At 65.7% G+C, this 13,883-nt stretch carries 11 protein-coding genes; 9 read left to right on the plus strand and 2 right to left on the minus strand.

Annotation, left to right across the window (positions count from 1 at the left end):
• Window positions 1-1,857, minus strand: coding sequence for an ABC transporter substrate-binding protein (locus RIF23_RS04465; protein ID WP_310911016.1), 1,857 nt, complete (start codon window positions 1,855-1,857; stop codon window positions 1-3).
• 171 nt (window positions 1,858-2,028) lie between these two features.
• On the opposite strand from RIF23_RS04465, the gene RIF23_RS04470 reads away from it, so the two are divergent.
• From RIF23_RS04470 to RIF23_RS04510, 9 genes are all read left to right on the plus strand, one after another.
• Entirely contained in the window at window positions 2,029-2,736 is a 708-nt protein-coding gene (locus tag RIF23_RS04470; protein WP_310911017.1) for a metal-dependent hydrolase, read from the plus strand.
• Between the two features lie 341 nt (window positions 2,737-3,077).
• Window positions 3,078-4,703 carry an ABC transporter substrate-binding protein gene (locus tag RIF23_RS04475; RefSeq protein WP_310911018.1) on the plus strand — a complete coding sequence of 542 codons (1,626 nt, stop codon included), beginning with the start codon at window positions 3,078-3,080 and terminating at the stop codon, window positions 4,701-4,703.
• 149 nt (window positions 4,704-4,852) lie between these two features.
• The gene (locus tag RIF23_RS04480) at window positions 4,853-5,635 is read left to right on the plus strand and encodes a GNAT family N-acetyltransferase (protein ID WP_310911019.1); all 783 of its coding nucleotides are present in this window, start codon (window positions 4,853-4,855) and stop codon (window positions 5,633-5,635) included.
• Between the two features lie 552 nt (window positions 5,636-6,187).
• On the plus strand, window positions 6,188-7,204 hold the full coding sequence (locus RIF23_RS04485) for an ABC transporter permease (RefSeq protein WP_310911020.1): 1,017 nt from the start codon (window positions 6,188-6,190) through the stop codon (window positions 7,202-7,204).
• Window positions 7,201-8,097, plus strand: coding sequence for an ABC transporter permease (locus RIF23_RS04490; protein WP_310911021.1), 897 nt, complete (start codon window positions 7,201-7,203; stop codon window positions 8,095-8,097). The genes RIF23_RS04485 and RIF23_RS04490 overlap by 4 nt, the downstream gene beginning before the upstream one ends.
• On the plus strand, window positions 8,097-8,957 hold the full coding sequence (locus tag RIF23_RS04495) for an ABC transporter ATP-binding protein (protein WP_310911022.1): 861 nt from the start codon (window positions 8,097-8,099) through the stop codon (window positions 8,955-8,957). The genes RIF23_RS04490 and RIF23_RS04495 overlap by 1 nt, the downstream gene beginning before the upstream one ends.
• Window positions 8,950-9,744: an ABC transporter ATP-binding protein gene (locus RIF23_RS04500; RefSeq protein WP_310911023.1), complete on the plus strand. Its 795-nt coding sequence runs from the start codon at window positions 8,950-8,952 to the stop codon at window positions 9,742-9,744. Before RIF23_RS04495 ends, RIF23_RS04500 begins: the two co-directional genes overlap by 8 nt.
• Before the next feature lie 5 nt (window positions 9,745-9,749).
• Window positions 9,750-10,418, plus strand: a complete 669-nt coding sequence (locus tag RIF23_RS04505; RefSeq protein WP_310911024.1) for an O-methyltransferase — start codon at window positions 9,750-9,752, stop codon at window positions 10,416-10,418.
• Window positions 10,419-10,430: 12 nt separating this feature from the next.
• Window positions 10,431-10,859 carry a hypothetical protein gene (locus RIF23_RS04510; protein WP_310911025.1) on the plus strand — a complete coding sequence of 143 codons (429 nt, stop codon included), beginning with the start codon at window positions 10,431-10,433 and terminating at the stop codon, window positions 10,857-10,859.
• A 765-nt stretch (window positions 10,860-11,624) separates the two neighbouring features.
• Here the strand turns inward: RIF23_RS04510 and RIF23_RS04515 are convergent.
• Window positions 11,625-13,652, minus strand: a complete 2,028-nt coding sequence (locus tag RIF23_RS04515) for a cytochrome c oxidase assembly protein (protein WP_407659394.1) — start codon at window positions 13,650-13,652, stop codon at window positions 11,625-11,627.
• Window positions 13,653-13,883 lie beyond the last annotated feature (231 nt).

The following is a 13,883-nucleotide window of genomic DNA, read 5'->3' on the forward strand; positions in this document are numbered from 1 at the left end:
TCATTCGCGATCCTCCATCGTTGCCGCACGGCGTCGCCACATCAGCAGGCCGATTCCCACCAGCACCACGAGTACTGCGGCACCGATTCCCGCCAGCATTGTGGGGGAGGTTCGTTGCTGCTCGTGGGCTGTCACGGGTTCGGCGGTCAGCCAGCTCCAGTAGCCGTCCTGCCCCCACAACTGTCCCCCCGGGTCGGGCTGGGGCTGCATCCCGGCGACCCGGTCGGTGCGATAGGCCTCCAGGGAGTTGGAGTAGGCGATCACGTTGACCACAGCCGAGGTATAGAGGATCTCCTGCATCTCGGCGACGAGCTCGACCCGCCGGTCCTCGTCGTACTCGGCGATCTGCTGATCGTACAGATCGTCGTACTCTTCGTCACAGAACCAGGAGTCGCTGCTGCGGTCACCTCCGGGTTCGTCGGGACGCGTGTCGCACCGGTGAATATTGAGTACCGGGCTCGGGTCCGGGTTCACTGACCAACCGGTGAAGATGAGATCGTACTCGCCGGCGTCGAGTTGTTCTCCGATCTGTCCGGGGTCCACGTAGTGGCCGGCCACGTCAATCCCGATGTCGGCCAGCCATTCCTCCATGTGTTCACCTGTGGTGACGCGGCGGGGATCGTCGGCGTGGACGTGCATCCGGAGTTCGAGAGGATCCCCGTTCGGAGAGACACGCACTCCGTCGTCCCCCAGCTCGTAGCCGGCATCGTCCAGCATCGCGTTGGCGTGCTCGGGGTCGTGGTCGATCCGGGTGTCGTCGTCAGGGACCCAGTGGTAGTCGGCATACCGCTCGGGAATGTAGCCCTCGGCTGGGATGGCGTGTCCGCCGTAGGAGCGCTCGACCACCTGATCCTTGTCGATCGCGTACATGATGGCCTGGCGCAGCGTCTCGTCGGTCAGGGCGGGATGACCGTCGCCCACGGGCTCACCCCCGGTGGTCTCGGCTCCCGGGTTGATGGTGAAACCCTCCCAGCGGCGGCCAATACCATCGTTGACCTCGATATTGGGTTCCTCCCGGAGCGCCTCTACCTGAGCGGGCGCCAATCCTTCCACGAAATCGACGTCCCCGGCCCGCAGTGCCTCAATCTCGGCGTCCTTGTCCGCAAACCACTCCAGAACGATCTCGTCGAAGTTCGGGCCCTCCTCCCGCCAGTAGCCGTCGTTGGCCTCCAGTCGGGCGAAGTTCTCCGTCTCGTACTCCACCAGCTCGAAGGGGCCACTTCCGATGATGGGGTAGGCAGAGCCGTCCACCTCGGGAAGCTCCCCGAAGTCCTCCTGACCGGACCAGACGTGCTCGGGGACGATCGGAACGGACAGGTGTTCCATGATGACCTGTGGCTCGTCGATCTCGATTTCGAGGGTGTGATCGTCCACGGCGGTGACGCGGTCGAAGTTCTCGACCTGGTCCCCGTTGGCGATGGCCGCCGTCTCTTCCTCCATGATCGTGGTGAACGTGAACGCGGCGTCGTGGGCCGTCACGGGCTCACCGTCGCTCCACTCCAGGTCCTGGCGGATGTGGTAGGTCCAGGTGCGTTCGTCTGCGGAGACCTCCCAGTCCTCCGCCAGGGCCCCGATCACCTCGTCGGTCTCGGGATCGTAGGTGGTCAGGAAGTGATAAACGAGCCGGTTGACCGAGGTGGACAACAGGTAGGGGGTCACGAAGGGGTTCCAGGTGTCGATGGTCTGCGACACGGCGATGGTCAGCCGTGTGTCCGCGGAATCGTCCGCGCCGTCCGCGCTGGCGGCGACCTTCACGGGTAGCCCGATCGCCGCGATCGCCAGCGCGGTGACCGAGGCAAGGAATCGAGGTAGGACCCGGTGCCGGGGTACGGCCACGGAAACCGTGTTGTGGGGCATCGGCCTCGCCCTCTCTGGGGGGACTCTGAAGAAAACTTTCTTCAGTACTCGTATTTTCGGTGTTTATCACCGCCCTCCGGGGACGTCAACGGAACTCCACACTTCTGTTACGCACCGGCCCCGCCATCTCCGATTCGCCCGTAAACCCCGCCGACCGTAGGGTTCTGTGCCATGATGGGGCATACGCACGCCCTCAGTGGGGCGGCAGGATGGATGGCAGCGGTTCCGCTCGTCCAGGACACGGAGCTGGCCGGAATCTCGATCCAGCTCGGGCCCGGAGAGATCGTGGCCGGCGCACTCGTCTGCGCGGGATCCGCACTCTTGCCTGACCTGGACCACCGTAGCGCGACGATCACCCAGACGTACGGCATTGTGACCCGGACACTGAGCCGTGTCATCAACTGGGCCTTCGGTGGACATCGAAACGGCACGCACTCTCTGTTCTTCGCGGCCCTGGCGGGCGTGGGGGCGGGTGCGCTGGCCTTGGTCAACGAACTGGCCGTACAGATCTTCGTGTTCCTGATGATCGGGATCGCCCTACGTGGCCTCGGCCTCGGCGTTCCCAAGAACCAGACCGCCTCCGAGGTCATCAACGCACTGGTCACAGCCGGAATCGTCCTCGCCCTCTACTCGGCGGGGGTGGACTACGCCTGGATGGGGCTCGCGGTCGCCTTCGGCTGCCTCCTCCACTTTCTCGGCGACATCCTCACACACATGGGATGTCCGCTGTTCTGGCCGATCAACACCTATCGTGTCGGCAACAACATCGGGTTCAGCACCAACGGAACGGTCGAGCAGTACCTGGTGACCCCGCTGCTCACCATCGCCGTCATCCTCTACTCGATCTACCTGTTCCCCTGGCCAGACCTACTCCCCTGACCCAACACCTCTCCGACACCGGAACCCCGACCACATATTAGTCAGATCATAGGATGACTAAATCAATATACGAGCATATGAATATATGACTACATGAATTCTCCATATCCCACAGATAACAGAACGGACATTTCTTCACGCGCACCTCCCCTCTCACCTACTTTCAGCGGACGACTTCGTTAATCTGGCTCATGCAGGACATTTCGCCATTTATCTCGTACTGGCGTTCCTGATCACGCGTATCCACCGCACGCGGGGAGCACACCTCCGGGCACCCCGCGGCCCACAACTCCCTGGTGGATCCGCAGTACCGGACTTACCGAGCCGCTGAAAGGGCACGGATGACCTCCGCTGACCGCACTTCCTCCCCACACGTCGCAATGAAGCGACCCCGTCTCCGACGGATACCACTCCTGGCCACCACATGTGCCGGGGCCCTACTCGCCACCGCCTGTGGCGCTCCGGGTGGCGACGCTAGAGACGATGCCACCTTCCAGCACCTCGTCTCCGGAAACATGATGATCGAGTGGGATCCCGCCCTTGCATACTCCGGAGAGCCCAAGGTCCTACGCAACACCTACGAGACTCTCACGTACTACAACTCGGAGACCGAGGAGATCGAGCCACTGCTGGCCGAGACCTGGGCGACCAGTGACGATGGCCTGGAGTGGACGTTCGAGCTGCGGGACGATGTCACTTTCCATTCTGGGGAACCGCTCACCGCCGAGTCGGTCAAGGCAGCCATCGAGCGCACCGTTGACGTGGACGGAGGGCCGGCCTACCTGTGGAGCTCCGTCGACGAGATTGACGTAGCCGACGAGCACACCGTGCGGTTTCAGCTGGACTATCCGGCTCCCCTCGACCTGATCTCGGCCAGTGCCTACGGCGCGTCGATCTACGAGATCCCGGAGGACGGAACAGAGTCGGGCGCTGACGCCTACACGGGGGAAAGTTACGGGACTGGCCCCTACACCGTCACCGATTACCAGACCAATGCGGAATACGAGGTCACCCTGGAGGCATTCGATGACTACTGGGGCGGCTGGGAAGACAGCCACTTTGATGGGGTCGAGTTCCGGGTGGTCGAGGAAGCCGTGACCCGTGCCCGGTTGGTGGAACAGGGCGAGGCCCACTTCGTGGAGTCACTGCCCCAGCCGTTGGCCGATGAGCTCACCAATGCGGAGGACCTAGACATCCTGGAAACCGCATCGTTCCAGAACATGTTCCTGAACATGAACACCGAGGTCGAACCGCTGGACGATCCACAGGTCCGCGCGGCCATCGCCCACGCATTGAATCGCAATGCCTTCTCCGAGAGCAGCGATGGAGACCTCGTCCCACCCAGCGGCCTCGCCCCGGACGGGGTCTTCGGTGGTGGTGAGCACAGCGAACTGCCAAGCTACGACCCGGATGCGGCCGAGACGCTGATGGAGGACGCGGGATACGACCTCGACGCCGACATCCTGGAACTGGAGCTCACCTATACCGAGGACAATGAGATCCAAGACATCATCGCACCGCTGCTCCAGGATCAACTTTCGGATATCAACATCGAACTCGACGTTGTGGGGCTCCCCCACGAAGCCAATCTGGAGCGCGCGCAAAGCGAGGATCCGGACGAACGTCAGGACCTTCGACTGGTCAACTGGTGGCCGGACATGCCTGACGCCAGCTCGTGGTACGAGACGCTCTTCCAGACAGAGGAGGAGCCCTTCGCGAACACCAGCTACTACTCCAATCCGGACCTAGATGACATGATCGCGGGCATCGGGGAGCTGACCGCCACCTCTGAGGAGGAGGCCCTGGAAGAATACGCGCAGATGGAGGCGATCATCCTTGAGGATCTTCCCGCCGTCCCGCTGGGGGAGGTTTCCTACCGGCGGGTAATGCACAGTGATATCGACGGATACGTAGACAACCCGTTGTACGCACACGTCGTGCACGTCCACGACCTCGAACGCCCCTGACCATCAGTAGGTCTGCGGGGCTGGACCGCGGGCTGCCCGGGCCACGGGGACCGCGAAAGCCGGCCCGTAGGTCCAGCCGGCGACTGACGCCGGTGCGGGGCCGACCCCGTCGAGGGTCGGCCCCGCCGCAATGCTAGTGCTAGTCAACCATGAACCTCGTGATCACACCCGGCTCCGAACGCCCCCACCTCCTCGACGACTCGCGCCGCTTCGCCTCCGGTTTCCCTGACTTCCTCCAAGGAGACCCATATCGCGACTTCCTCCGTAAACCAGATGGCAGCCGGGACTTCGCCGAATACGCCCTGACCGCAACGCTGCCCGATGACGATGAGCATCCGGTGGCCCTGGCGGCCATGCTTCCCTTCCGTATGCGTCGGCGGGAGGACGGCACGTGTGCTCCACTGCCCGACGACGGCTGGGATGGTGTGGTCCGCTGGAACACCTACGACCGCCTGTACGGCTACACGCCCGATACGCTCGCGGCCCTTGCGGTGGCGATCCATCCCGAACTCCGTGGGCACAACCTGGCTGCCACCATGGTCTCGGCCATGCGAGACCGGGCTCGCGAACTCGGCTTCACCTCCCTGGTTGTTCCCCTCCGCCCCCCGCTCAAGGCACAGGAGCCCAGGATCCCCATGGCCAGCTACATCGCCCGCACGCGCCCCGATGGGCTGCCCGCCGATCCGTGGATGCGCGTTCATGCCCGTCTCGGGGGGCAGACGGTGGGTATCGCTCCGGCGGCGATGGTGGTCACCGCCCGCCTGGATCGATGGCGGGAGTGGACCGAACTGCCTTTCGATACTGCTGGTCCGGTCGAAGTCCCCGGTGCGCTGAGCCTGGTCCAGGTCAACCCGGACGAGGACTACGCCGTATACGTGGAACCGAACGTCTGGATCCGACATGTCCTGTCTACGTCCGAAGGTAACTCGTGAGTACGGAATTACCTGATGCCACAATTCGCACGTTTGCCGGATTCCGATAGAATCGCGCCGGGTGATCTCCACCCGGCCTCCGGTCGTTCACCTACCGCTGGTCCAGGTACGAGCGGCTCTGCCACGCTGGAACGATGGCCGGACGTGCCGCAGGCCTGGGGCTGTCAACAGGCAGCCGGCCGTACCCGCCGCCAGCCCCTGGCAGATTCGCCATTCCCGACCGAGGAGGAGTTCCAGGTCCCACATCAGCCACCATTCCACCCCAGCACTTCACACGATTGCGCGATGCATCGCCTCCCGGATGGAGACCGTCCGACCCGCACACGGCGATGCGGGGCCACAGCAGCGGACGTTCCCACTTCCAGGACGGCCGATCACACTGAACCATCGACCCTCCAGCACCGGCGGGCAACGGCCGGGACCGGTTCGGTGCACGGCTCGGCCATGTGAGTGGGCAGACGGCATCCCAGCTGACCCCGGACCGGTCGTCTCCCCCAGTCTGGGGAAGCGACCACCACCCTCGCCCATACAACCTGGCACGGAAACAAACCTGTGATCGCCTACACCCTGCGACGTATCGGGCTGGCGGGTTTTGTCAGCCTCGGCGTGGTTCTGCTGACCTTCGCCATCGGCCGGATCGTTCCCGGAGACCCGGCCGGAGCGTGGGCCGGACCACGCGCCGGCCCCGAACAGCGGGAACGCATCCGCGAGGAGCTCGGTCTGGACGCCCCCGTTCCCGAACAGTTCGTCACCTACATCTGGGGGGTTCTCCGCGGTGACTGGGGCGTGTCGGTACGCACGCACCGTCCGGTGCTGGAGGACCTGTCCATCCTGCTCCCGAACACCTTCCAGCTGGTCTTCGCCGGGCTGTTCCTGGGCGTGCTCCTGGGTGTACCCGCAGGGCTGCTGGCCGCGCACTGCCACAACCGACTCCCGGACTTCGGGATCCGCCTGGGTGGTCTACTCGGGGCCGCGATGCCGGTGTTCTGGCTGGCCCTGATGCTCCAACTGCTGTTCTCCTCCAACCTGGGCTGGCTCCCGATCAACGGGATCTATGACCGTTCAGTGGAGAACGCGTACCCCCTGAGCGAGGTCACGGGCGCTCCCGTGGTCGACAGCCTGATCACCGGCAACTGGCCGATGTTCCTCAGCTCGTTGGAGCATCTGATCCTGCCAGCCATCGTCGTGGCCGCCTACCCCTTCGCCATCGTCACCAGGATCGTGCGCGCGAACGTACTCGACACGCTCGGTGAGGGGCACATCCAGCTCACCCGGGCCCTGGGCTTCTCCGAAAGCGCAGTGTTGGGGAGATTCGCCCTGCGCTCCGCATGGAACCCGGTGCTTCAGGTCAGCGCCCTGATCTTCGGCTCCTCACTGGTCAACACCTTCCTCGTGGAGTCGGTGTTCACCTATCCGGGCCTGGGCAACTACGCGGCGGCAGCCGCCAAGGTCCAGGACATTCCCGCGATCGTCGGCGTCACGCTTCTGGTAGCGCTGTGCTACCTCGCCGCGAACCTCGCGGTCGACCTTCTGCACGCAGCACTCGACCCTCGGATCAGGCTACGGTGACCACTACAAGCCCCACGCACCCGCCGCTACCCACGCGCGTGCTCGCCGAGGCGCGCCGCTCCCCCGTACTCGCGGTAACAATCGTCCTGTTGATCCTGGTCGCACTGGTCGGTGTGTTCGCCCCCTGGATCGCCCCGTACCCAGAGGACGCGCTCGGCAACACCGCACCCGACCGCTCCTATATACCGCCATCGAGTGACCACTGGTTCGGCACCGACCACCTGGGGCGCGATGTCTTCTCCCGGGTGGTCTACGGCACCCGCTTCGGACTCGTCGTCTCGGTCGCGGTGGTCTGCATCTCGCTGGTGATCGGTATCGTGATCGGCCTGCTGGCCGGCTATATCGGAGGCTGGTGGGACGAAGGACTGATGCGCGTCACTGACGTGTTTCTTGCCGTACCCGGCCTGCTGTTGGCCCTCGCCCTGGCCAGTGCGCTGAATCCCGGCCTCATCGGAGCGACCATCGCCCTCAGTGTGACCTGGTGGCCGTGGTACACCCGCATTATCCGCGGGGAGGTGCTTTCCGTGATGGGACGTAAACATATCGAGGCATGTCGAGCATTGGGGCTGAGCCACACCCGCGTGCTGCTACGACACGTCCTGCCCAACGCCCGCACCTCCCTGATGGTCCAGGCCTCCACCGACTTCGGTAGCGTCCTGCTGGCCGTCGCAGCCCTGTCCTTCCTGGGACTGGGGGCCCAGTCCCCAACACCTGACTGGGGACTGATGGTGGAACAAGCACGCACGCACTTCTCCACCCACTGGTGGATGGGCACTTTCCCGGGGTTGGCGATCCTGTTCGTGGCCGCCCTGTTCTACCTGCTGGGGGACGGGCTTCGCGATCGCCTGGACCCGAAGCACACCACGAGCACCGGTAGCGGGGGGACGACGTGATGACCGAACCCACCTCCACGACCGGCACCGGAAACCCCGGGCCGCCCCATAGCCGCCTGGCCATCTCCGGGCTGACGATTTCCTTCGGGTCAACCCCGACGGTGTACCTGGACTCGCTGACCGTCGGGGACGGCGAAATCGTCGGACTCGCTGGCGAAAGCGGAGCCGGTAAGTCCCTGACCGGCCTGAGTGTTCTCGGGCTCACCCCCCGGATGGGCGCGTGGCTCACCGGCAGTATCCGGCTGGATGGCCGCGAACTTCTGACTCTTCCCGAGCGGGAGCTGCGCCGCCTTCGGGGTGGCACCATGGCACTCATCCCGCAGAGCCCCGCCAGTGCCTTCAACCCCCTCCTCCGCGTCGGTACGGTCATCACCCGTGCGTTGCGACTGCACGGCGACACCCGTGCCCAGGCCCGGCAGCGGGCCGAGGCGGCGCTGGAGCGGGTACGCCTGTCCAAGGAGCACCTGCGCAGATACCCGCACCAGCTGTCCGGCGGCCAGCTCCAGCGGGTGGCTATCGCACTGGCGCTGGCCCTGGGGGCCCGCTTTCTGATCGCGGACGAACCCACCAGCGCTCTGGATGTCACGGTGCAGGCCGAGATCCTCCAGCTTCTCGAGCGGCTACGTGCGGAAGAGGGTTTGTCCATCCTTATGGTCAGTCACGATCTCGCGGCACTCGCTGGCTTGTGCGACCGGATCGTGGTCATGCGCGACGGCCGTGTCGTCGAGGACCGCCCCACTCTGGAGCTGGTGACCAGCCCAAACGATCCCTACACTGAAGAGCTCATCGATGCGGTCCCGCAGCTGGGGCCGGCCCCGGGACCAGCAGAGGCAGGAAGGGCAGGAACCGACGATGCTTGAGGCGCGGGGGCTGACCGTCCGGTTCGGCTCGACGGTGGCGGTGTCGGGAGTTGACCTCACCATTCCCCGAGGCCCCTACGGAGTCGGACTGATCGGCGAGAGCGGATCGGGAAAGACCACGATCGGTCGCGCCCTGTTGGGGTTCGTCCAGCCCAGCTCCGGAAGCATCCACTACGCGGGGCAGGAACTCCCCCGGCGTCGGGTGCCCGACAGCTACCGCCGTGCGGTACAGGTGGTACTCCAGGATCCGGACGGTGCGCTCAATCCGCGAATGCGTATCGGCGCCCAGATCGCGGAGGTCCTGCGCACGCACCGCATGGCGACCCGCGCCCAGGTCCCCGGTCGGATTCGCGAGCTGCTCGCCGATGTCGACCTAACGGCTGAGCACGCGGAACGGTTTCCGCACCAGCTGTCGGGGGGTCAGCGGCAACGCGTGGGTATCGCGCGGGCCCTGGCTGTGCGCCCACAAATCATGATCCTGGACGAGCCGACCAGTGCCCTGGATGTCACCGTGCAGGCGCGGATCCTGGACCTCTTCGAGCGACTGCGGCGCGAGCACGCACTGTCCTACCTGTTGATCTCGCACGACCTGGCCGTGGTGCAACGGCTGTGCATGCACACGATGGTGATGTACCACGGCGAAATCGTCGAGGAGGGCCCGACCGAGAGGGTCCTCAACGCACCACAGCAGGGCTACACCCAGCGGCTCCGCAGCGCTGTGCCCCAACTTCCCTCTCGGGGCCACGCTTCCGGTTCCGCCCATGCTCTGAGGGGAGCGCTAGGCTGAGATGCGTGACACGCACAGCCCTTAATCTCACACCGGACCTACACACGTACGCCCAGGCGCACAGCACGACCGAGGATGGTCTCCTGGCCGAACTCGCTGCCGAGACGCAGCGTCTCTTCCCGGACCGCACCAGTATGCAGATCGGTGCGGACCAGGGTGTGTTCATGACCATGCTCACCCGGGTCATGGGAGCCCGCGACGTGGTGGAGATCGGCACCTTCACCGGCTATTCCACGATCTGCCTCGCCCGGGGGATCGCACCAGGCGGATCCGTTCTGGCCTGCGATGTCAGCCCGGAGTGGACCTCCGTGGCCCAGCAATACTGGCAGCGCGCCGGCCTTGGGGATCGCATCAGCCTACGGCTTGCCCCCGCGCTGGACACACTGCGTTCGCTGTCCGGCGAGCCGACCTTCGACCTGGCCTTTGTCGATGCGGACAAGGAGAACTACATCCCGTACTGGGAGGAGCTCCTGCCTCGTATGCGTGCGGGTGGTGTCGTCCTGGCGGACAACACCCTGTGGCGCGGAGAGGTTCTCGCTCCGGACAGCCCGGATTCCCCAGCCGCCTACATCCATTCCTTCAACGAGCACGTGCACTCCGATGATCGGGTGGAGACGGTGGTACTCACCATCGGGGACGGCCTGACCCTGTCCCGGGTACGTAGCCGGGACTGAGACAATGGCCGGGTGAGTTTCCTGGTCACTGTCCTCCTGTTCGGCATCGTGGGCGCAGTCATGCTCTGCGCACTCCTCGGACTGGCACTGCCCCGCCTGGCACGGTCCGGATCCCGAACCCGGATCCTGTTCGGTGCGGCACCCCTGGCGGTTCTGCTGCTCGTCGCGACCAGCGCCGCCGTCGGGGTTCTCTCCGCGGCGGACGCCGGTTTCGGCACGGCGTTCCTGGCCGCGTTCACGGTGCTCGCACTGTGCTATGCGGCGAGTTCCCTGCTGGTGCCCCTCCTGGCCCGCAACAGCGCCCAAGCCAATACCGATGGCGGGAGTCGGGCCGGTCAGCTCGGAGCTGTCCTGACCGCGCCGGTGACGGTCCTCGGGGCGGGCCTGGGGTGCGCTGCCCTTGCCGGGGCAACAGCTGGAGTCGCCCTCCTGATCACCTGAGTCACATCCGCACTTCCCTCGCTGGGCCCGGGCGCTTCCAGGAGAAACCGGTGATACGCGGTATCCGTCGAGATTCCGGAGTCACTCTCGGTCCGGGGCTGAGGGCTACAGGACCGGCGTCTGCACTGGGAACAGTCGCTGTGGGGTGGGTCGGTGTGCGTTCCATCGGTTTGGGACGGAGGATGGCCACACGTTGGCACCGGTGCCGTATGGGGGCTGGGAGTGTGGCGGCCCAGCGCGTTTCCCGGGGGCGTTCTGGGATTTGGGGACGTCCTCGAATCAGGAGCGCGCCCTTCGTTGGGCTCCGCATCGGCAGATCCGGTCAGGACGATCAGGAGCGGCCCCGAGGCCAGTCCGGCACGCGTGACACCTCCACGGCACCCCTACCGCACGCTGGCCGTGGTTCGGGGGAGCGCCCCAGGCACGACGCCGCCGGTGGCCACAACGGTCGGTGCGGGTTGCCCTCCCTCGGCAGCACGGCTCCCACGGGTTCCCAGGCCGGGTGATCACCCGGCCTCCTGACGTGCTCTGTTCGTAGCCGGCCTCACCCGCACACACCATGGCCGAACTGCTGCGGGCAGCCTGGTGCGGGCAGCGCTGTGTCCCCCTGCGCCGGCGTCACGGCACAGTCGGCACCCACCTGGGCAGAGGGACACTCGAGTTCCGAACCTCGGAAAGACCGTTCACCGTGCCTCCATCCAACAGTGACTGCGCAACCGTGGCCCGCATCCCGTGTGGGGTGCGAGCCACCAGGTCGAGTCGCGCTCAGCGGCCGTCCTGTCCAGCCTGCCGGTTCAGCCGGGCCAGGTAGGCGTTGTAGGCGTCCATGTCGGCATCGTCGGAACCGCCACGCTTGCTGTGCCGTTCCCGTCGCCGTTCCTTGCGCTCCTCGTCCTTGCGCCACTGGAACAGCAGGGCCAGCATCACGAACAGGGTCGGCACCTCACCCAGCCCCCAGGCGATACCGCCCCCGCTCTGTTGGTCTTCCAGCACTCCGCCATCGTCGTCCAGCCACGGAATATCGGATGCGAAGATTCCGTACCACTCCATCCCCAACGGCTGGGCCAGGCTCATGATCGCAACACCGAAGAACGCGTGCAGCGCCATCGTCACCAGCAACACCAGGATCCGCATCAGATGTGGCATCCGTGTGGGCAGGGGATCCACCCCGATGATGATCCAGTAGAAGAGATAGCCGACGAGTAGGAAGTGCACGCTCATCGCCATGTGCCCGATATGGTCGAGCATCAGGGCGCCGAACAGTGGGGTGAAGTACAGCCCGTAGGTGCTGAGCACGAACAGGGGCACCACGAACAGCGGATGGGTGAGATAGTAGGCACCCGAGCTGTGCAGCAGCACCGTGATCCACTCCCGAGGGCCACGGTCGCCCCGGCGTTGCGCCGGGCGCAGGGCCCGCAGTGCAAGGGTGGCCGGCCCGCCCAGCACCAACAGCATCGGGGTCAGCATGGACAGCACCATGTGCTGGATCATGTGTGTGCTGAACAGCACCACACTGTAGGTGGCCACCCCGGTGAGTTTCACCGCAACAATGGTGAGTAGGCCGAGAAACCAGGAGATCGTCCGGCCCCAGGGCCAGCGGTCTCCGCGCCGGAACAGGCGCACTACACCGGCGGCGTAGAGCCCGCCCGCCACGACGACCAGAGTGGCGAAGAACAGGTCCGGGCGCCACAGGGTGAGCATGGTCTCCCAGGTGGGTTCCGGGGGCATGGGGAAGCCCAGAACGGCGCGCATGGCGTCGGCCGTGTAGGCCTCGGGAGGCTCGGGTGTCTCCACCCGGGTGAGTGCCACAGACAACCCCAACACCGCGGCCATCACCGCGACCTCGACCGCGGCGAGCCGCAGAAACGCAGCCGAACGCCCGCTGGAGATCTCGGGAACCGTGCGCGTGCGGTGCAGCCAGCCCAGGTATCCCAGAAGTACGAACAACAGGGCCTTGGCCAGGATCAACAGTCCATAGCTTCCACTGACCAGGTCCTGCACGCCGTACAGGCGGCTCGCAGCGCTGGCGAGGCCGCTCACGCCCACGCCAATATAGGCCCACAGGGCCATACGGCTATAACGCTGCACGGCCGTGGGCACGTGAGCCTCGGCATCATCGTGCCAGCGCAACCCGTGGTAAAGGAGGGCTCCGAGCCCACCGACCCACAGTGCGATGGCGATGACGTGGAGGGCCACGGCGCTGATCGCCAGCTCGTGGAACGGTGAGGAGGAGGCGTGTCCGGTCAACGGTGGCGGCATCAGCGCGAACAGGGCGAGGGCCAGCAGCCCCAGGGCTCCCCCGGCGGAACCGGTGGTGCGGGCCAGGAGAGCGATGGCCGTGGTCACGAGGATGACAACCATCAGGGCCACACCCGGGGGGACGCTGCTGGCGTAGCTGGTGAGCTGGTCGCCGAGGACGTCAAGAACGGGAACGGCCTGGAGGTCGGACATCTGGAAGACGAGGGTTGCCACTGCCGCCAGCATCCAGACCAGGGCCGCCCAGGACGCGGCCCGGACGTAGGTCTCGCTGCGGTGCGCGAGCACCCCCCGGTCCGAGGGCAGGAGAAACACCGCGAGCAGGAGCAGACCGACTGTGGCCACACTCGCGAGGTTGAGCACCTGTTTGCTGATCGGGAGTCCCCACTGGGTTACCGGGCCTGCATCCGGCAGGGCGGCGATCGGTTCCGCGGTCAGTACTCCCCCGAGGTACAGGGCGAGGATGAGGGCGCCGAAACAGGTACCCAGAGACACAAGGGCGATCCGCACGATAGCCCCAATGTCCTGGCTGGTCATTGAGTTGGTGGTGGAGGTCACGCGCGGCGCTCCGGTTCGGTCGAGGGTTTCTGCCGAGGACGCTGACGCTGCCTCGTGGGTAGGAGACGCCAGCGCGGCGAGCACCGCACCGGTGGACACGTCGAACGCCCCGGGGCGACGTTACGACGAGTGAACCCGCCCCGTGCTCCGTGGCCGGGGCGAGTGCCAGCGCGGTAGCCACCGCGCTCCAGGGTAACGAACTACTACAGT

Origin of the sequence: Lipingzhangella rawalii (genome assembly GCF_031628175.1) — a bacterium.
GTDB lineage: Bacteria > Actinomycetota > Actinomycetes > Streptosporangiales > Streptosporangiaceae > Lipingzhangella_A > Lipingzhangella_A rawalii.